Source organism: Oceanibacterium hippocampi, from assembly GCF_900172325.1.
Lineage (GTDB): Bacteria > Pseudomonadota > Alphaproteobacteria > Sneathiellales > Sneathiellaceae > Oceanibacterium > Oceanibacterium hippocampi.
In genome coordinates this window covers 611,917-628,550 of the sequence record NZ_FWFR01000002.1, presented here as the reverse complement: position 1 = coordinate 628,550, position 16,634 = coordinate 611,917, and the positions used below count along the sequence as shown (strand labels likewise).

The following is a 16,634-nucleotide window of genomic DNA, read 5'->3' as shown; positions in this document are numbered from 1 at the left end:
GTCGAACGGGGCGGGGGCCGGATACGCCCTCGCGGGTGGTCGTGCCGGCCATGCGATGCGATGCCGCCAGACTGCGGGAATGGCCGGTTGGCCGCCTTGACCTTGATCAACTCTCGTGCGGTTGCGATGGTGGGGCAGGAGATGGGGGAGAGCCGTGGGCGGAACAGGACCGACAATCGCCGTGATCGGCGCCGGCATCGTCGGTGCGGCGATCGCCCTTGATCTCGCGCGCCGGGGTGCCGCGGTGACCTTGCTTGAAGCAGGCATCCCCGGCGGCGGGGCGACCGCCGCAAGCTTCGGCTGGATCACCGTCACGCACGGCATGGCGGCGCCCTGTGCGCGACTTCGGCAGGCCGCGATGGAAGACTGGCACAGGCTGGATGCGCGACTGGATGGCCGACTTGCGCCGGAGTGGCGGGGGGCGCTCTCCTGGACCGCCGATACCGGGGCAACCGAGCGTTTGGTCAGCGATCATGCCGAGCGGGGCTACGACGTCCTCCTGCTGGAACGCGCCGAGATCATGGCACGGGCCCCGATGCTCGTCGATCCGCCGGCGGTTGCCGCATGGGCGGGCGGCGAAGGCGCGGTCGACCCGCCGGCTGCCGTGCGGGTGCTGGTCGCGGCCGCGTGCGAGGCCGGGGCGGTTCTGCGCGACCGCACCCCCGTCGACGCGATCACCGCGAGCGATGGCCGGGTCGACGGCGTGAATGTGGGCACAGAACGGATCCCGGCGGACCACGTGGTGCTGGCCGCCGGGGCGGGCGCGGCGGCGCTCGCAGCACCTCTCGGCGTGGCCCTGCCACTCCATGTCTCGCCGGCGATCCTGCTGCATTGTCGCGGGATCGCCATGTCGCCCGGGCCGATCCTGTCCGGTCCCGGTTTCGAGGTCCGACGGCGCGGCGCCGGGAGCCTGCTGGCGGCCGAGGATTATCTGGACGATACGGCCACGAACGGCCCGGATGCGGTCGCGGCCCGGGCGCTTGCTGCGATCCGCGCCGGCCTGCGCGGCACGGAAGCACTCCGCCTCGAACAGGTCAGCGTCGGCTGGCGGCCAATGCCGGATGACGGGCTGCCGATCGTCGGGGCCGTCGCGGGGATTGACGGTCTCTACCTGGCGGCGATGCATGCCGGGGTGACGCTCGCCCCGACCGTGGCCCGCCTCGCGGCGGCGGAACTGCTCGACGGCTCGGACGAAGTACTGCTCGCGCCTTGTCGCGCGGACCGGTTCGCGCAGGCTTCAAGTCACGACAGTAGAGGGAAGGCGGCGACATGGCAGGCATAGAGGCGGAGCGCGGGGTCGTCGTCGTCGGTGCCGGACAGGCGGGCTACCAGGTCGCGGACTCGCTGCGCCGCGAAGGCTTCGACGGGCCGGTGGCCCTGGTGGGCGAGGAGCCGCATCTGCCCTACCAGCGCCCGCCGCTGTCCAAGAGCTACATGCTCGGCGACCTGGCGCGGGAACGGCTGAGTTTTCGCAACGAAGACTATTACGGAAAACATAACATCGCGCTTCGGCTCGGCACCCGGGTCACGGCGATCGAGCGGTCGTCAAGGCAGGTGCGCCTCGTGGATGGCACGACGCTGCCCTACAGCCATCTCGTGCTCGCAACCGGCGCCCGCGTCCGGCGGCTGCCGGTGCCGGGCGCCGATCTTGCCGGGGTCTTCGATCTCAGGAGCCTCGACGACAGTGACCGGATCAAGGCGGCGCTTGCCCGCGCCGCGGACGTCGTGGTTATCGGCGCCGGCTTCATCGGCCTCGAATTTGCCGCTGCTGCCGCGAAACTCGGCAAGCGGGTCCGCGTGCTGGAGGCCCTGCCACGGGTCATGGCGCGTGTCCTGTCGCCCGAACTGTCCGACTTCTTCACCGCGCTCCATCGCGGTCACGGCGTCGACATCGCCTGCGGCATGGCAGTCAACGCGATAACGGGCGAGAGTGGCGCGGTGAGCGCTGTCGCCTGCGCCGACGGCAGCAGCCACAAGGCCGAGCTGGTGCTGGTCGGGATCGGCGTCGTCCCCGAAACCGCGCTTGCCGAGGCGGCCGGGCTCACCATCGACAACGGCATCGTCGTCGACGGTCACGGCCGCACGTCGGACCCCGCGATCCTCGCCGCCGGCGATTGCGCGGCGGTCGAGCATCCGTTCACCGGACGGCGGATCCGCCTTGAATCGGTGCAGAACGCAGCCGATCTGGGGCGCACGGTCGCGGCCACCATCGCCGGCCATGACCGGCCCTATGTCACAGTACCGTGGTTCTGGTCGGACCAGTATGACGTCAAGCTGCAGATGGTCGGGCTGCAGGACGGCTGCGATCGCACGGTCCTGCGGGGCGATCCGGCGCTCGGGAAATTCTCGCTCTTCCATTTCAGGGGGACGGAACTGCGGGCGATCGATTCCGTCAACCGCGCGGGCGACCATCTGCAGGGCCGGAAACTGCTCGCCGCCGGCGTCTCGCCGACCCCCGATCAGGCGGCCGACCCGGATTTCCCGCTGAAATCGCTGCTCGCCTGATCGCCCGGCCGTTCCGCCTCAGGCCCAGTAGAGCCGCATCGGGTTGTCGACCAGCAGGGCCCGCTGTTTCGCCGCATCGGTCGCGATATGCGGGATCACGTCGACCAGGTGGCCGTCGTCCGGCATGTGCGATTTCATGTTCGGATGCGGCCAGTCGGTGCCCCAGAGCACGCGGTCGGTGAAACGGTCGACGATGTGGCGGGCGAAGGGCGCGACGTCGGCGTAGGCGGGCGGGCCTTCCAGGCTCAGCCGTTCCGGGCAGGTTACCTTTGACCAGAGGGTGGGCACATCTTCCATCAGGCCGACGAAGCGCCGGAAGCCCGGATTGTCGACGCCCTTCGCGATGTCGGGGCGGCCCATGTGATCGACCACGATCGTCGTCGGGATCTCCTTCAGGAAGGGGATCAGTTCCTCGAGGTCGGCCGCCTCGAAATAGACCACGACATGCCAGCCCAGTCTGGCGATCCGTTCGGCGATCCCGAGGAAGACGTCCTTCGGTGTCGCATCGACCAGCCGCTTGACGAAATTGAAGCGCACGCCGCGCACGCCCGCCGCGTCCATTTCGGCCAGTGCCTCGTCGCTCACGTCAGGGCCGACCGAGACGACGCCGCGCGCCTTGCCGCCGGAGCTCTTCAGCGCATCGACCAGCGCCCGGTTGTCCTTGCCGTGACAGGTCGCCTGGACGATCACGTTGCGGTCGAAGCCGAGAAAATCGCGGAGCGCGAACAGCTGCTCCTTCGAGGCGTCGCAGGGGGTGTATTTCCGTTCCGGCGCGTACGGGAACTGCGCGGCGGGTCCGAAGACATGGCAATGGGCATCGACCGCGCCTTCCGGCGGGACGAAGGCCGGCCTGGTCGGGTCCGGGTGGAAGGGCAGCCAGTCGGGATCCATCGAATACTCCGGTAAGTCAGGCGGCGAAGACGGTGCCGTCGAACAGCTTGCGTGCGGTCCTGAGGATGGCGGCGTTGCTGACCGCGCCGCTGCCGTCGACCTCGACCACCACCGACATGGCGCCGATCGGATGCTCGATGTCGAGGGTCCTGCGGGCGCCATCCGGGATCGTCGCGACGGACGCCCCGGGGGTGCCGGGCAGCATGCAGGCGGTGGCCACGCTGACCGCGCCGAGGACGCCGATCGAGGCGTGACAGCGATGCGGGATGAAGGTGCGCGTGCAGACCGCACCACCGGCCTTCGGCGCCGAGACGAGGCACATCTTCGGCACCGAGGCGGCGCGAACATCGCCGAGATTCATCAGCGGGCCGGCTTCAAGGCGGATCTTCTCGAGCTTCGCCTTCAGCGTCTCGTCCGCATCCAGCGTCTGGCGGCTCTCGTCGCCGGTGATCCCGAGGTCGGCGGCCCGCATCACGACTACCGGCATCCCGTTGTCGATGCAGGTGACCTCGACACCGTCGATCACGTCGACCAGGTTGCCGGTCGGCAGAAGCGCGCCGCAGGTCGAGCCGGCGGTGTCCTGGAAGGTGACGGGGACGGGGGCGGCGGTACCCGGCACGCCGTCGATCCGCGCCGTTCCGGCATAAGTCACCCGGCCGCCCGGTGTCGCGACCAGCGCCGTCGCGGTCTGGCCGGTGTTCTCCATGAAGATGGTCACCGGGGTCTCGTCGCCGGTCGCGGGCACGAGTCCGCGCTCGATCGCGAAGGGGCCGACGCCGGCCAGCATATTGCCGCAGTTCTGCTTGTCGGTGACGATCGGCTGGTCGACGAAGACCTGCAGGAACAGGTAATCCACGTCGACGCCCTCGCGCTCCGAGCGTCGCACCACCGCGACCTTGGAGGCGAGCGGGTCGGCGCCGCCCAGCCCGTCGATCTGGCGCGGGTCGGGCGAGCCCATGACCGACAGCAGGAAGGCGTCGCGGATCGCCGGATCGGCCGGCAGGTCTTCATGCAGGAAGAAACCGCCCTTCGAGGTGCCGCCGCGCATCCACATGCAGCGGACGCCGTCAGACATATTTCAGGCCTTTCTCGGCCAGCCGCCCGCGCATGTCGTAGATGTCGAGGCCAAGCTCGCCGGCGGCGAGCCGCTTGCGCTTCTCGACTTCCTTCGCCTCGCGGTCGCGCGCCTTCGCGAGTACCGCTTCGGCTTCCTCGCGGCGCACGACGCAGACACCGTCGTCGTCGGCGACGATGACATCGCCGGGATTGACCAGCGCACCGGCGCAGACCACCGGGACATTGACCGAGCCGATGGTCTCCTTCACCGTGCCCTGGGCGAAGACGGCCTTCGACCAGACCGGGAAGCCCATCTCCGTCAGGTCACGGACATCGCGGACGCCGGCGTCGATCACCAGCCCGACGCCGCCCCGGGCCCGCGCCGACGTCGCAAGCAGGTCGCCGAAATAGCCGTCTTCGCAGGGCGAGGTCGGCGCGAGCACGAGGATGTCGCCGCTCGTGAGCTGCTCGATCGCCACGTGGACCATCCAGTTGTCGCCGGGCGGGGCGGAGATCGTCACCGCCGAGGCGGCGAGCCGCGCCCCCGGATAGATCGGCCGCATGGACGCGGCGAGCAGACCCTTCCGGCCCTGCGCCTCGTGCACGGTGGCGACGCCGCAGGCGCCGAGACCGTCGATGATGGCCTGCGGGGCGCGCGCGATTTCCCTGACGACGATTCCCGACATCAGAGTTCGTCCACGGTGCGCGGGTAGATCGACTGGAAACCCTCGGCATATTTCGCCGGCCGGCCGCCGGACTGGCCGCCCGAGTTGCGCCGGAAATGGTTGCCCCGGTTCTCCGCGAGGTTGGTGTAGTAGGTCCAGAGATGCTCCTGGCCCTGCATGCATTCGATGGCCGCGCGCTTCTTCTCCCAGACCGGGGTGATGTCGAGGAAGACATCCGGCTTCCAGCCCATCTGCTCGGTCTGGTGCGGCTCGAACAGGTAGAGCTGCGGCGCGCCGAGCACCTTCTGGCCGGGATTGTGGCCCCAGGCCTGGGCGATCATGCGGCATTCCATGGCGACGTTGGTCGCGTACATGTGGTCGGTATTGTAGGGATCGTAGAGCGAATGGCTCAACATGAAAGCCGGCTGGACCGCGCGGATGATGTCGACGAGCGCGAACTTCTTCGCCTCGTCGAGGGCGAGCGGGTAGTCGCCGGCGTCGAGGAAGCGGATGTCGTGCGCGTCGAGCGCCTGGGCGGCGGCCTCCGCCTCCTTCCGGCGATCCGCCTTCACGCCTTCCAGGGTCGCGCCCGCCTGCTTCCAGAGTTTCGCCGATTCTCCGCGCTCGCCGAACGAGAGGCAGACGATGGTGACGTCGTAGCCCTTTTCCTGGTGCAACGCGATCGCGCCGGCGCAGCGCCAGACGAAGTCGGCGGCATGGGCGCTGATCACCAGGGCTGTCTTGCGGTCTGTCATGGAAGCCTCGTGAAGCAGGATGCGCGGCCGCCCGAGGGCGCGCCGCGGAAAGAAATCTCCGGGCAGTATCCCCGCGCAATACGCTGTTCCCTATTCCAATCTCGATGCAGCAGTATAAGAAATGGCTATAGAGAAAAAGAAATGTGGGAAGGGTGGGGCGTGGACGAGATCCTGTACGACCGGATGCCGAATTTTCGCCATCTCCGCGCCTTTCGCGAAGTCGCCGCGAGCGGCAGCATCTCGCAGGCCGCGACGCGGGTCCACCTGTCGCAGCCGGCGATCACCCAGGCGCTTGCCAAGCTGGAAGGACAGCTCGGCGCGCCGATGTTCGTGCGCTCGCCGGGCGGCATGCGGGTCAACGAACTGGGCCAGCGTTTTCTCTCCCGTGTCGAGCGGGCGCTCTCGCTGGTCCGGAACGGCGCCCGCGAGGCGCTCCGCCTGGGCGCGCGACGGGGCGGGCGCGGCTTCTCGAATTTCGACCAGTTGGCGACCAGCGCGCAGCTCCGGGCGCTGGTTGCCGTCGCCCGGGCCGGGAACTTCACCCTCGCGGCGCGCGAGGCGGGGGTGTCGCAACCGAGCCTGCACCGGGCGGCGCGCGACCTGGAGCGGCTGTCCGGGCTTGCCCTGTTCATCAAGAGTGCCGGCGGGATTGAGGTCACGCCGGCGGCCGAGATGCTCGCCCGCTCGGTGCGGCTCGCCTTCGCCGAACTGGCCCAGGGCTTCGCCGAGATCGGCGAGACGCTGGGCGTCGACCAGGGCCGGATCGTCGTCGGCACGATGCCGCTGGCGCGAACCTTCGTGCTGCCGAGCGCGATCAACATGCTGATGGAATCCCGGCCCGATGTCAGGTTCAGCGTTATCGACGGCCCCTATGACGACCTGCTGCACGGGCTTCGCCATGGCGATATCGACGTGCTGGTCGGTGCGCTGCGCATTCCGGTGCCGATCGACGATGTCGTGCAGGAGGAGCTGTTCCGCGATCCGCTCGCGGTGGTCGGCCGGGCCGGCCATCCGTTGTGCCGGCAGGGGGCGATCGGGCGCGACGACCTGGCCGCCTATCCCTGGGTGGTTGCCCGCCGCGGCACGCCGACACGCCGCCATTTCGAGGCGCTGTTCGCGGGCGTGAGCGAGCCATCGTCGATCGTCGAGGCAAGCTCACTGGTGTTGATCCGCGGGTTGCTGACGGGTTCCGATCGGCTGACCCTGATCTCGACCCACCAGATCCGCCACGAGCAGGAAATGGGCCTGCTCGCGCCGCTCCCCGTCGATAGCGCCGGCACGGTCCGGCCGATCGGAACGACCTGCCGGCGGGACTGGCGGCCGACCGGGACCCAGAGCGCCTTCCTCGATTGCCTGCGCCGGGCGGGCGAGCTGGCAACGGCGCAGCCCTGAGCGGCATTGACCCGGTCGCATTATTCAAGAAATGAATAGCGGAGATGAATTTCCGATTATTCAGGTTGGCCGTTGAATGGTACGCCGGTCGAGCAGCGGACGGTCGAAGAGCCCGCCGGACGGGAGAACGGGAACGTGGCAGGCATCAGCGAAAACAGGGGAACAGCGCCGGGAACGGTCGCCTTCATCGGTTATGGCGAGGCCGCGCAGGCCTTCGTTGCCGGATGGGGCGCCGGGCGAACCGAAGCGATCGTCGCCTATGACATCAAGACCGACTCGGCCGACGCCGCCATCGTCGCGGCCAAGCGGGCCGATTACGCTCGGACCGGCATCACCGGTGCGGCGAGCCTTGCCGGGGCGCTGGCCGGCGCCGCGGCGATATTCTCGACCGTGACCGCCGATCAGGCGCTCGTCGCGGCGGAGGCGGCCGCACCGGGGATCGGCGCCGGCGCGCTCTATTTCGACTGCAATTCCTGCTCGCCCGAGAGCAAGCGCCGGGCCGCGTTGTCGATCGAGGCCGCCGGCGGCCGCTACGTCGACACGGCGGTCATGGCGCCGGTCCATCCGGGTCTGCACCGGACGCCGCTGCTGGTCGCCGGGCCGCACGCGGCGGCGGCTCTGGAACGGCTTGGGGCACTCGGCATGAATGCGCAGGCGGTCGAGGGGCCGGTCGGCGCCGCCTCGTCGATCAAGATGGTACGATCGATCATGATCAAGGGCATGGAGGCGCTGTTTCTCGAATGCGTGCTCACCGGCCGGAAGGCGGGTGTCGACGAGACCGTGCTGGCCTCGCTGGAGAAGAGTTTCCCCGGTTTCGACGTCGCCGGGCGGGCGGCCTACATGATGAGCCGGGCGATGATCCACGGCACGCGGCGCGCGGCCGAGATGCGCGAGGTGGCGCGGACCGTCGAGGAACTGGGGCTGGCGCCCCGAATGGCCGCGGCGACGGTTGGCTGGCAGGCGGAAATAGGGGGGCTCGGCCTGCCGATGGAGAACGACGACTACCGCGTTCTCGCCGACGCCCTGATCGAACGGATCCCGAGCAAGGACGAGGCGGCATGACAGCGGATTACGACGACATTCCGGGCACGCACGTGTTCGACGCGGCCCGGTCACGCCAGGGCTACCACCTGAACATGTTCTGCATGTCGCTGCGCGTGGCCGGCAACCGGGAGGCGTTCAAGGCGGACGAGGCCAGTTACCTGGACCGCTTCCCGATGTCCGGGGAACAGCGGCAGGCCGTCCTGGCGCGCGACTGGAACCGCATGCTCGGCCTTGGCGGGAATGTCTATTACACGGCGAAACTGGCGGCGACCGACGGCCTGACCTTTCAGGAACTGGCCGCCCTGATGACCGGCATGGCGCTGGAGGACTATCGCGACATGATGCTCAGGGGCGGACGCCCGATCGCCGGCAACCGCAGCAAGTCGGAGTGGTCGAATGGCTGAGATCGTCGGCGGTTACGCGACGTCCCACGTGCCCGCCATCGGCGTGGCGATGGACCAGGGCAAGACCGCGGAGCCCTACTGGCAGCCGCTGTTTGCCGGCTACGAGGCCTCTCGGAAATGGATGGCCGAACTCAAGCCCGACGTTGCCATCGTCGTCTTCAACGATCATGCCAACGCCTTTTCGCTGGAGATCATCCCGACCTTCGCGCTCGGCTGCGCCGCCGAGTACCGGCCGGCCGACGAGGGCTGGGGTGCCCGGCCGGTGCCGCTCGTCAAGGGTCATCCGGATCTCGCCTGGCATATTGCCCAGTCGGTGATCCTGGACGAGTTCGATCTGACGATCGTCAACGAGATGGAGGTCGATCACGGCCTGACGGTGCCGTTGTCGCTGGCCTTCGGCCAGCCCGAGGCCTGGCCCTGTCCGGTCATTCCGCTGGCCGTGAACGTGGTTCAGTATCCGCCGCCGACCGGCAACCGCTGCTTCCAGCTCGGCAGGGCGATCCGCCGCGCGGTTGACAGCTTCGAGCCGGGCCTGCGCGTCGCGATCTTCGGCACCGGCGGCATGTCGCACCAGTTGCAGGCTGAGCGCGCCGGGCTGATCAATGCGGACTTCGACCGGCGCTTCCTCGACCTGCTGGTCAACGAGCCGGAGGCCGCGGCGGCCATACCCCATGTCGAGTACCTGCGCGAGGCCGGCTCGGAAGGGATCGAGCTGGTGATGTGGCTGGTGATGCGCGGCGCGATGAACGCCCGGGTCAGGGAAGTGCACCGGCACTATCACGTGCCCGCGTCCAACACCGCGGTCGGGCATCTGGTGCTCGAGAACGACTAGCCTGGGAGAGAGGAAGAAGAGGTGGTGATGAGAGTCTGTGTAGCCGGCGCGGCGGGCGCCTTCGGGCGGAAGCATCTGGATGCCCTCGGCGCGATCGAGGATGTACGCGTGACCTCGGTCGTCGGCCGGTCGAACAGCATCGATGGCTTCGCCGCCGAGCGCGGCATCCCGCATGCGACGACCGACCTGGAGGAAAGCCTGGCCCGCGACGACGTCGACGCGGTGATCCTGTCGACGCCGACGCAGTTGCACGCGGCCCAGGCGATCCAGTGCCTGAAGGCCGGCAAGCATGTGCTCGTCGAGATCCCGATGGCCGACAGCCTGGCCGATTCCGAGGCGCTCGTCGCGGCCCAGCGGGAAACCGGGCTGGTCGCCATGGCCGGCCATGTCCGCCGCTTCAACCCGAGCCATCAGTGGATCCACAACCGGATCGAGGCCGGCGAGCTGAAGATCCAGCAGATGGACGTGCAGACCTATTTCTTCCGGCGCACCAACAAGAACGCGCTGGGCGAACCACGCTCCTGGACCGACCACCTGCTCTGGCATCACGCCTGCCACACGGTCGACCTGTTCCAGTACCAGACCGGCGAGACGGCGAGCCGCGCCTTCGGGCTGCAAGGCCCGATCCATCCGGAACTCGGCATCGCCATGGACATGTCGATCGGCCTCAAGGTTCCGTCCGGCGCGGTCTGCACGCTGTCGCTTTCGTTCAATAATGATGGTCCGCTCGGGACGTTCTTCCGTTATATCTGCGATAACGGGACCTACATCGCCCGCTATGACGATCTGTTCACCGGCAAGGAGGAACAGGTCGATCTGTCGGGCGTCGCGGTCTCGAACAACGGAATCGAGCTGATCGACCGCGAGTTCATCGGCGCCATCCGGGAGGGACGTGAGCCCAACGGCTCCGTCGCCCAGTGCCTGCCGGCGATGCGGACGCTCGATCTGATCGAAAGGAGTCTCGGTTGAGCGACAAGATTGCGGAACGGACACTCGGCCCGGGATCGATCTATCCGATCGGTCTGGGCTGCATGAACCTCTCACACGGTTATGGCCCCGGCCCGGACGAGGTGGACGCCTCGGCGCTGCTGAACCGGGCGCTCGATCTGGGCTGCACCCACCTGGATACGGCGGCGATCTACGGCCTCGGCCATAACGAGGAACTGCTCGGCCGGGCCGTCATGCATCGTCGCGACGAGTTCCTGCTCGCCAGCAAGTGCGGCATGGACCGGGGGCCCGATGGCAAGCGCGCGCTCGACGGCCGCCCGGAGACCCTGAAGAAGACCTGCGAGGGTGCGCTGCGCCGTCTCGGCACCGACGTGATCGACCTCTACTATCTTCACCGGATGGACAAGAAGGTGCCGATCGAGGACAGCGTCGGCGCGCTCGCCGACCTCGTCGCTGCGGGCAAGATCCGCGCCATCGGATTGTCCGAGGTCTCGGCGGCGACGGTGCGCCGCGCGCACAAGGTGCATCCGATCGCAGCCGTGCAGAGCGAATACTCGCTGTGGTCGCGGAATGTCGAAATCGGCGTGCTGGAAACCTGCCGGGAAATCGGCGCCACGCTGGTCGCTTTCAGCCCGCTCGCCCGGGCCTTCCTCACCGGCAAGCTGCGCGACGTGACGGGCTTCCCCGACGGCGACATCCGCGCCACGATGCCGCGCTTCACGCCGGAGAATTACGCGAAGAATCTCAAGCTGCTGGACGGTTTTGCCGAGATTGCGGGTGAGGTCGGCTGCTCGATGGCCCAGCTTGCGCTTTCCTGGCTGCTTGCCAAGGCGCCGCATATCGTGCCGATCCCCGGCACCACGCGGATCGATCACCTGGAGGAAAATCTTGGCGCCGCCCGCTGGCGTCTCGATGCGCCGACGATGGCCCGCCTCGAGGCGCTCATCAACGAGCGCACGGTGACCGGGTCGCGCTACAACGCGGCCGCGCAGGCCACGGTCGATACCGAGGAATTCGCCTGAGAGGGCGATAGCGGACACTGCTCCCCCGACATCGTCGGGGGCCGCAGGCCGGCGGGCGAAGGGGGTCGCCCGCCGGTGTTTGCGGGCCGGCAATGACCGGGGCGAGGGTCAGTCTATGTCGGTACCCGAGGGCGCCCGTTTCCGCCCGACGATCATCGCCCGGACCAGGTTTTCGCGGTGTCGCAGGCTCGTCAGGGCGACGCCCGTGACGTGGATCGCGACCATGACAATCATCAGATTGGCCATGATCTCATGGACATCTTCGACCCATTTGATGCCCCAGTAGACGTCGAGCGTGGTCATCCAGCCGGTTGTCGCGGTCATCGCGGTAATCGCCAACAGGGCGAGGATCATCGCGGCACCTGCCGGGTTGTGGCCGACAAAGCGCCGCTCCCGGCCGCGCAGGATGTCGCGGAGATACTGGCCGACCGCCGCGGGCGACCGTACGAACTGGCTAAACCGGGCATGGCGCGGGCCGATCAGGCCCCAGAGCAAGCGGAAGGCGACCAGTCCGCCCGCCACGTAACCCGACCATTCGTGGATCCTGTCCAGCTCATCCGCTGTCAGCCAGGCGATCGCGAAGGCGGCCACGAGGCTCCAGTGGAACAGCCGGACGAGCGGGTCCCAGACCGGGACCGTGGTTCTCGTCATGTCAGTCATCGATCTTCTGCTTGATCATCTTGAAGCTGCGGGGGTCGAAATAGGCTTCCACCCGGTCGCCCCGCGGGTCGATGGCGTAGACCTCGTAGCACCCGTCGTCGGACTTGATCCGCTTGATTTTCCAACCCTCGGTCTCGAGTTTCTGCTGAAGGGCTTCGCTGGGCTGCCATTCGGCGACCGGCACATTGCAGCGGTCCTCGGCAAATGCGGAATTAGTGCCGAGCAGGGCGGCGAGAAGGACGGCGGCGGTGGTGAGACGATTCATCGCTGTTTCTCCGGATCGGGGTTGCGTTAAGACCAAGATGGGATGCGAACCTGACGACAAGCTGAAGCCGCGGCCGAACTGGCTTCAGCCCGGCTTCAGGTCGAGGGCCTAGTTTCCGGCCCCCGGGGAGGACGGATCACATGCGAGTCTTGCTGGTCGAGGATGACGAGGCGCTCGGCGCCGCGGTCTGCGAGCATGTTGCCGAGGCCGGCCACGCGGTCGACCGGGTGACCCGGCTGGCCGATGCCGCCGCAAGCGTCCGCGCCGCGGCCTACGATCTGGTGTTGCTCGATCTCATGCTGCCCGACGGCAGCGGCCTGGATTTTCTGCGACGGCGCCGGGCCGAGGGCAGCGTGACGCCGGTCATCATCCTGACCGCGCGCGACCAGATTTCCGACCGTATCGCCGGCCTGAATGCCGGCGCCGACGATTACCTGGTCAAACCGTTCGACCTGTCCGAGCTTTCCGCCCGGATCGCCGCGGTGGCCCGCCGTTATGCGGGCAATCCCAACCCGCAAGTCACGCTCGGCGAACTCGACATCGATCTCGCCGCGAAAGCCGTCTTCCGGGCCGGTCGGCGTGTCGAGCTGACCGCGCGGGAATGGGCGATCTTCGAGGCGCTCGTGCAGCATCCCGGGGCAATCTTCTCCAAGGCCCGGCTGGAGGAGAAGATCTATGCCTACGGCACGGAAGTCGAGAGCAACACCATCGAGGTCCATGTCAGTCGGCTGCGCAAGAAACTCGGCGCCGGAGTGATCGAAACCATGCGCGGTCTCGGCTATCGGCTGGGCAGGTCGTGAGCGAACGGCGCAGCCTGCAGCGGCGGCTCGCCCTCGGGCTCGCGTTCGGCGTCGCGCTGCTCTGGCTGGTGGCGGCAATCGGCGCCGGACTGGTGGTCCGCCACGAACTCGACGAAGCCCTCGACAGCGCGCTTCAGGAAACGGCGCAGCGGTTGCTGCCGCTCGCCGTTCCGGCCATTCTCGAACGCGGAATGACCGGCCTGCCGCACGAGGCAATCGCGATGCGCGCGCATCGCGAGTTCCTGACCTACCTGGTCCGCGATCCGGCGGGGCGGGTTCTGCTGAAATCCCACGACGCCGATCCGGCGCATTTTCCGGCCGTGCCGCGGGCGGGTTTTTCGACGACCGCGACGCACCGCCTGTATGGCGAGGCGGGCGTGAGCGGAACGATGATCCTCGAAGTCGCCGAACCGCTGGCGGATCGGCGCCGGGCAATCATGGAGCCACTGGTTCCGCTATTGCTGCCGCTGCTGGCCTTCATTCCGCTGAGCCTCGGCGGGGTGTGGTGGTTCGTCCGCCACAGCCTGCGACCGGTCGCGGCTTTCAATGCCGAGGTCGAGCGACGCGGCGGCGGCGATCTGACGCCGGTTGCGGACGACACGCTGCCGGCGGAACTCCGGCCGATCGCCGAGGCGATCAACCGGCTGATTGCCCGTCTCGGGGCGGCAATCGAGGCAGAGCGGAGCTTCACCGCGAACAGCGCCCATGAAATCCGCACGCCGATCGCGGCGGCGCTGGCCCAGACCCAACGGCTGATCGCCGAGGTGGAACCCGGTCCGCTTGGGCCACGGGCGCGCCGGATCGAGCGTTCGCTGCACGATCTCGCCACCTTGTCGGAAAAGCTGTTGCAGCTCGCCAAGGCGGAAGGGGTCGGCCTGGTCCGCGAGGAGCCCGGCGATCTGGCGCCCGTCCTTGCCTTCCTGGTCGACGAGATGCGGCGCGCGGAGAATGCCGGCGAGCGATTGCGCGTGCACAAGTCGGACGACCAACTGGTCTCGCGGATCGATCCGGATGCCTTCGCGATACTGCTGCGGAACCTGATCGAGAACGCGCTGAAGCATGGCGATCCCGCGGCGCCCGTCGATATCGTCGTCGCGGCCGGTGGCGTGCTTCGCGTGGTCAATGCGGGGCCGGTCGTACCCGCCGCGCAACTGGGACGGCTGAAAGACCGCTTCGAGCGGGCCGGAACGGGCGCGAACGGCGCGGGCCTCGGTCTTGCGATTGCAGAGGCGATCGCCGCCGGCGCCGGCTGCCGGCTGGAGCTCTTTTCGCCGGCACCCGGTCGCGACGACGGTTTCGAGGCGAGGCTGTTGCTGGGAGGCGGTTCCGCCTAGGCGGCTTGCCTGTTCGCGGTGGGAGCCGGCGGAGCGGCCGGTGTACGTGCGCGGTCGGACGCCATCTGCGGCACGATCGCCATCTCGGTCGTCTCGGTCGGGTTCAGGAACAGGCCCTGTGAACGCGCCCAGCGGCCGGCGTCGGGACTGGAACTCAGCCAGCTGACCGGGATCGCCAGGATCAGGCCGACGAGGATCGGCGACAGCCACCAGAAGCTGCCGGGGATGAACAGGGCGACGGCGAGCGCCGCGACCAGGCCGATGATCGTGTGCGGCGCGAAGACCCGCGCGACGAAGCGGAACGGGAGCAGGTGGTCGTCACGCTCCTGGCTTGCCCAGCCGGCGCTCCGGCCGAACAGGATATTGATCACGAACCAGCTGTGCGCGAGCATCGCCACCGGCGCGAACAGCGCCGAGAAGACGGTTTCCCAGAAGATGCTGCGGGCGAGTGCCACGGCGCCGCCATGGGCGGCCGTCAGCCGGCGGTTGCGGAGCATCAGCGCGAAGGCGAAGAGCTTCGGCCCGAGCAGCAGGACGATCATCGCGCTCAACAGGCCGGTCACGGCGGCGGCGTGCGAGATCGGCCAAGTCAGCACCGGACGGCCGCCGACATAGCTGACCTCGGGGATCTGCGCGATCTGGTACGCCTCGACCGCCGAGAGGCCGAGCAGCAGCAGCCAGAGCGGCGAGGAGAGATAGCTCATGATGCCGATCGCGAAATGCATCCGCGAGGGCAGGGTAAGGCCGCGCGCGGCAATGATCTTGAGATGCTGCATGTTGCCCTGGCACCAACGCCGCTCGCGGGCCAGGTAGTCGATCGACGTGGTCGGGGTTTCCTCGAAGCTGCCGCCCAGATCGGGCGCCATCCAGACCTCCCAGCCGGCCCGGCGAAGCAGCGCGGCCTCGACGAAGTCGTGGCTCATGATCTCGCCGCCGAGCGGCGCCTTGCCGGAGAGCAGCGGCAAGCCGCATTGGTCCATGAAGGCCTTGACGCGGATGATCGCGTTGTGGCCCCAGTAATTGCCGTCGCTGCCCTGCAGATAGGCGAGGCCGGTGGCGAAGATCGGTCCGTAGACCGACGAGGCGAACTGCTGCACGCGGGCGAACAGCGAATCGCGGCCGATGATCTGCGGCGGGACCTGGATCAGGCCGACCTTCGGGTTGGCGTCCATCAGGTCGACCAGCCTGAGCAGGGTCTCGCCGGTCATCAGGCTATCGGCGTCGAGCACCACCATATGTTCATAGCGGCGGCCCCAGTTCTCGCAGAACTCGGCGATGTTGCCGCTCTTCCGGCCCTTGTTCTCGCTGCGCCGGCGGTAATGGAGCGGGAAGCTGCCGGCGAGCGCATGGCGCAGGCGCCGGGCCGCGGCCTGTTCCGCCTGCCGGATCGCCGGGTCGGTGCTGTCGCTCAGCACGAAGAACTCGAAGTCGCCAGCCCCGCCGGCGGTCCGGAGCGAGGTGGCGATCGCCTCCAGTCGCGCGAAGACCCGGTCCACGTCCTCGTTGTAGATCGGCATCGCGATCACGGTCCGTGCCGCGCCGTGGAACTCGACACGGCCGGTGCGGCGGGGCGCATGCCGGAGGAAATGCAGCGGCACGGCGCGCCAGTGGGCGAAGATGCCGAACGCGGTCAGCCAGAATGAGGTGGCGATCCAGGCGAAGACGATGCCGAAGACCGAAATGAGGGCGATCTCGAGCGGCGTCGTGCCATCGATCCGGAGCACCGTCCAGAACCAGGCGACGCCGGTAGCAGTGGTGGCGACCACGAGCAGCAGGAACAGCCAGCGGCGGAGCCGGAGCTCATGCTCGAAAAGGCGGCGCCGGGTCGCGAGGCCGCGGCCGCCGGCGACGGTGGCGAGCCCCGCCAGGACGATCCAGAGCGAGACTGCGAGATCGCGGATGCGGCGGAGCCCCAGCAGGAAAAGCGGCCCCGCGTCAGACAGGCCGATCCGCGCCAGTGACTGGACGGGCATGGCGGCCGGGCGCGGTGCGGGCGTGAAGGAAGGGTCGGCCCGACGCGCACGACCGTCGTCGGCGGTTCCGTGTTCAGCGCTGGAATCG

At 68.4% G+C, this 16,634-nt stretch carries 17 protein-coding genes; 10 read left to right on the top strand and 7 right to left on the bottom strand.

Features of this window, described 5'->3' with window-relative positions; translation table 11 throughout:
• Positions 1-154 precede the first annotated feature (154 nt).
• Together OCH7691_RS13910 and OCH7691_RS13905 are read left to right on the top strand one after the other, a co-directional pair.
• Positions 155-1,282, top strand: coding sequence for an NAD(P)/FAD-dependent oxidoreductase (locus tag OCH7691_RS13910; RefSeq protein ID WP_176245055.1), 1,128 nt, complete (start codon positions 155-157; stop codon positions 1,280-1,282).
• Positions 1,270-2,505 carry an NAD(P)/FAD-dependent oxidoreductase gene (locus OCH7691_RS13905; RefSeq protein WP_085884138.1) on the top strand — a complete coding sequence of 412 codons (1,236 nt, stop codon included), beginning with the start codon at positions 1,270-1,272 and terminating at the stop codon, positions 2,503-2,505. Before OCH7691_RS13910 ends, OCH7691_RS13905 begins: the two co-directional genes overlap by 13 nt.
• 18 nt (positions 2,506-2,523) lie before the next feature.
• On the opposite strand, the gene OCH7691_RS13900 is transcribed toward OCH7691_RS13905, so the two are convergent.
• From OCH7691_RS13900 to OCH7691_RS13885, 4 genes are read right to left on the bottom strand one after another with little or no spacing between them, the layout of a single operon-like run.
• Positions 2,524-3,396, bottom strand: coding sequence for an amidohydrolase family protein (locus tag OCH7691_RS13900; RefSeq protein ID WP_085884137.1), 873 nt, complete (start codon positions 3,394-3,396; stop codon positions 2,524-2,526).
• Between the two features lie 16 nt (positions 3,397-3,412).
• Complete coding sequence (locus tag OCH7691_RS13895; RefSeq protein ID WP_085884136.1) at positions 3,413-4,471, bottom strand: 4-oxalomesaconate tautomerase; 1,059 nt, start codon at positions 4,469-4,471, stop codon at positions 3,413-3,415.
• Positions 4,464-5,138, bottom strand: a complete 675-nt coding sequence (locus OCH7691_RS13890; RefSeq protein ID WP_085884135.1) for a 4-carboxy-4-hydroxy-2-oxoadipate aldolase/oxaloacetate decarboxylase — start codon at positions 5,136-5,138, stop codon at positions 4,464-4,466. The genes OCH7691_RS13895 and OCH7691_RS13890 overlap by 8 nt, the downstream gene beginning before the upstream one ends.
• A complete protein-coding gene (locus OCH7691_RS13885) occupies positions 5,138-5,872 on the bottom strand; it encodes a PIG-L deacetylase family protein (RefSeq protein ID WP_085884134.1) in 735 nt (244 codons plus the stop codon). The genes OCH7691_RS13890 and OCH7691_RS13885 overlap by 1 nt, the downstream gene beginning before the upstream one ends.
• Positions 5,873-6,031: 159 nt before the next feature.
• Between OCH7691_RS13885 and OCH7691_RS13880 the strand changes: the two genes are divergently transcribed.
• From OCH7691_RS13880 to OCH7691_RS13855, 6 genes are all read left to right on the top strand, one after another.
• Positions 6,032-7,264: a LysR family transcriptional regulator gene (locus tag OCH7691_RS13880; RefSeq protein ID WP_217807990.1), complete on the top strand. Its 1,233-nt coding sequence runs from the start codon at positions 6,032-6,034 to the stop codon at positions 7,262-7,264.
• Positions 7,265-7,399: 135 nt separating this feature from the next.
• Positions 7,400-8,326 carry an NAD(P)-dependent oxidoreductase gene (locus OCH7691_RS13875; protein WP_217807989.1) on the top strand — a complete coding sequence of 309 codons (927 nt, stop codon included), beginning with the start codon at positions 7,400-7,402 and terminating at the stop codon, positions 8,324-8,326.
• On the top strand, positions 8,323-8,712 hold the full coding sequence (gene ligA / locus OCH7691_RS13870) for a protocatechuate 4,5-dioxygenase subunit alpha (RefSeq protein ID WP_085884132.1): 390 nt from the start codon (positions 8,323-8,325) through the stop codon (positions 8,710-8,712). The genes OCH7691_RS13875 and ligA overlap by 4 nt, the downstream gene beginning before the upstream one ends.
• The gene (locus OCH7691_RS13865) at positions 8,705-9,544 is read left to right on the top strand and encodes a class III extradiol dioxygenase subunit beta (protein WP_085884131.1); all 840 of its coding nucleotides are present in this window, start codon (positions 8,705-8,707) and stop codon (positions 9,542-9,544) included. The genes ligA and OCH7691_RS13865 overlap by 8 nt, the downstream gene beginning before the upstream one ends.
• A gap of 27 nt (positions 9,545-9,571) precedes the next feature.
• On the top strand, positions 9,572-10,513 hold the full coding sequence (locus OCH7691_RS13860) for a Gfo/Idh/MocA family oxidoreductase (RefSeq protein ID WP_085884130.1): 942 nt from the start codon (positions 9,572-9,574) through the stop codon (positions 10,511-10,513).
• 8 nt (positions 10,514-10,521) lie between these two features.
• Positions 10,522-11,514 carry an aldo/keto reductase gene (locus OCH7691_RS13855; RefSeq protein ID WP_085884475.1) on the top strand — a complete coding sequence of 331 codons (993 nt, stop codon included), beginning with the start codon at positions 10,522-10,524 and terminating at the stop codon, positions 11,512-11,514.
• 108 nt (positions 11,515-11,622) lie between these two features.
• Here OCH7691_RS13855 and OCH7691_RS13850 read toward each other — a convergent pair whose 3' ends face one another.
• Together OCH7691_RS13850 and OCH7691_RS13845 are read right to left on the bottom strand one after the other, a co-directional pair.
• Positions 11,623-12,165, bottom strand: coding sequence for a cytochrome b/b6 domain-containing protein (locus OCH7691_RS13850; protein ID WP_085884129.1), 543 nt, complete (start codon positions 12,163-12,165; stop codon positions 11,623-11,625).
• Position 12,166: 1 nt separating this feature from the next.
• Complete coding sequence (locus tag OCH7691_RS13845) at positions 12,167-12,439, bottom strand: PepSY domain-containing protein (RefSeq protein ID WP_085884128.1); 273 nt, start codon at positions 12,437-12,439, stop codon at positions 12,167-12,169.
• Between the two features lie 140 nt (positions 12,440-12,579).
• Here OCH7691_RS13845 and OCH7691_RS13840 point away from each other — a divergent pair, with 140 nt between their 5' ends.
• Both OCH7691_RS13840 and OCH7691_RS13835 read left to right on the top strand, forming a co-directional pair.
• Positions 12,580-13,239, top strand: coding sequence for a response regulator transcription factor (locus OCH7691_RS13840; protein WP_085884127.1), 660 nt, complete (start codon positions 12,580-12,582; stop codon positions 13,237-13,239).
• On the top strand, positions 13,236-14,573 hold the full coding sequence (locus tag OCH7691_RS13835) for a sensor histidine kinase (RefSeq protein ID WP_085884126.1): 1,338 nt from the start codon (positions 13,236-13,238) through the stop codon (positions 14,571-14,573). The genes OCH7691_RS13840 and OCH7691_RS13835 overlap by 4 nt, the downstream gene beginning before the upstream one ends.
• Here OCH7691_RS13835 and mdoH read toward each other — a convergent pair.
• The gene (mdoH, locus tag OCH7691_RS13830; protein ID WP_176245054.1) at positions 14,570-16,546 is read right to left on the bottom strand and encodes a glucans biosynthesis glucosyltransferase MdoH; all 1,977 of its coding nucleotides are present in this window, start codon (positions 16,544-16,546) and stop codon (positions 14,570-14,572) included. The two genes, OCH7691_RS13835 and mdoH, sit on opposite strands and share 4 nt — an antisense overlap.
• Between the last annotated feature and the right edge of the window lie 88 nt (positions 16,547-16,634).

Bases quoted from the DNA above. Each gene is read 5' to 3' on its own strand.
- OCH7691_RS13905 (WP_085884138.1), top strand. From the start codon at position 1,270: ATGGCAGGCATAGAGGCGGAGCGCGGGGTCGTCGTCGTCGGTGCCGGA.
- OCH7691_RS13900 (WP_085884137.1), bottom strand. From the start codon at position 3,396: ATGGATCCCGACTGGCTGCCCTTCCACCCGGACCCGACCAGGCCGGCC.
- OCH7691_RS13895 (WP_085884136.1), bottom strand. From the start codon at position 4,471: ATGTCTGACGGCGTCCGCTGCATGTGGATGCGCGGCGGCACCTCGAAG.
- OCH7691_RS13890 (WP_085884135.1), bottom strand. From the start codon at position 5,138: ATGTCGGGAATCGTCGTCAGGGAAATCGCGCGCGCCCCGCAGGCCATC.
- OCH7691_RS13885 (WP_085884134.1), bottom strand. From the start codon at position 5,872: ATGACAGACCGCAAGACAGCCCTGGTGATCAGCGCCCATGCCGCCGAC.
- ligA (WP_085884132.1), top strand. From the start codon at position 8,323: ATGACAGCGGATTACGACGACATTCCGGGCACGCACGTGTTCGACGCG.
- OCH7691_RS13865 (WP_085884131.1), top strand. From the start codon at position 8,705: ATGGCTGAGATCGTCGGCGGTTACGCGACGTCCCACGTGCCCGCCATC.
- OCH7691_RS13860 (WP_085884130.1), top strand. From the start codon at position 9,572: ATGAGAGTCTGTGTAGCCGGCGCGGCGGGCGCCTTCGGGCGGAAGCAT.
- OCH7691_RS13850 (WP_085884129.1), bottom strand. From the start codon at position 12,165: ATGACGAGAACCACGGTCCCGGTCTGGGACCCGCTCGTCCGGCTGTTC.
- OCH7691_RS13845 (WP_085884128.1), bottom strand. From the start codon at position 12,439: ATGAATCGTCTCACCACCGCCGCCGTCCTTCTCGCCGCCCTGCTCGGC.
- OCH7691_RS13840 (WP_085884127.1), top strand. From the start codon at position 12,580: ATGCGAGTCTTGCTGGTCGAGGATGACGAGGCGCTCGGCGCCGCGGTC.
- mdoH (WP_176245054.1), bottom strand. From the start codon at position 16,546: ATGCCCGTCCAGTCACTGGCGCGGATCGGCCTGTCTGACGCGGGGCCG.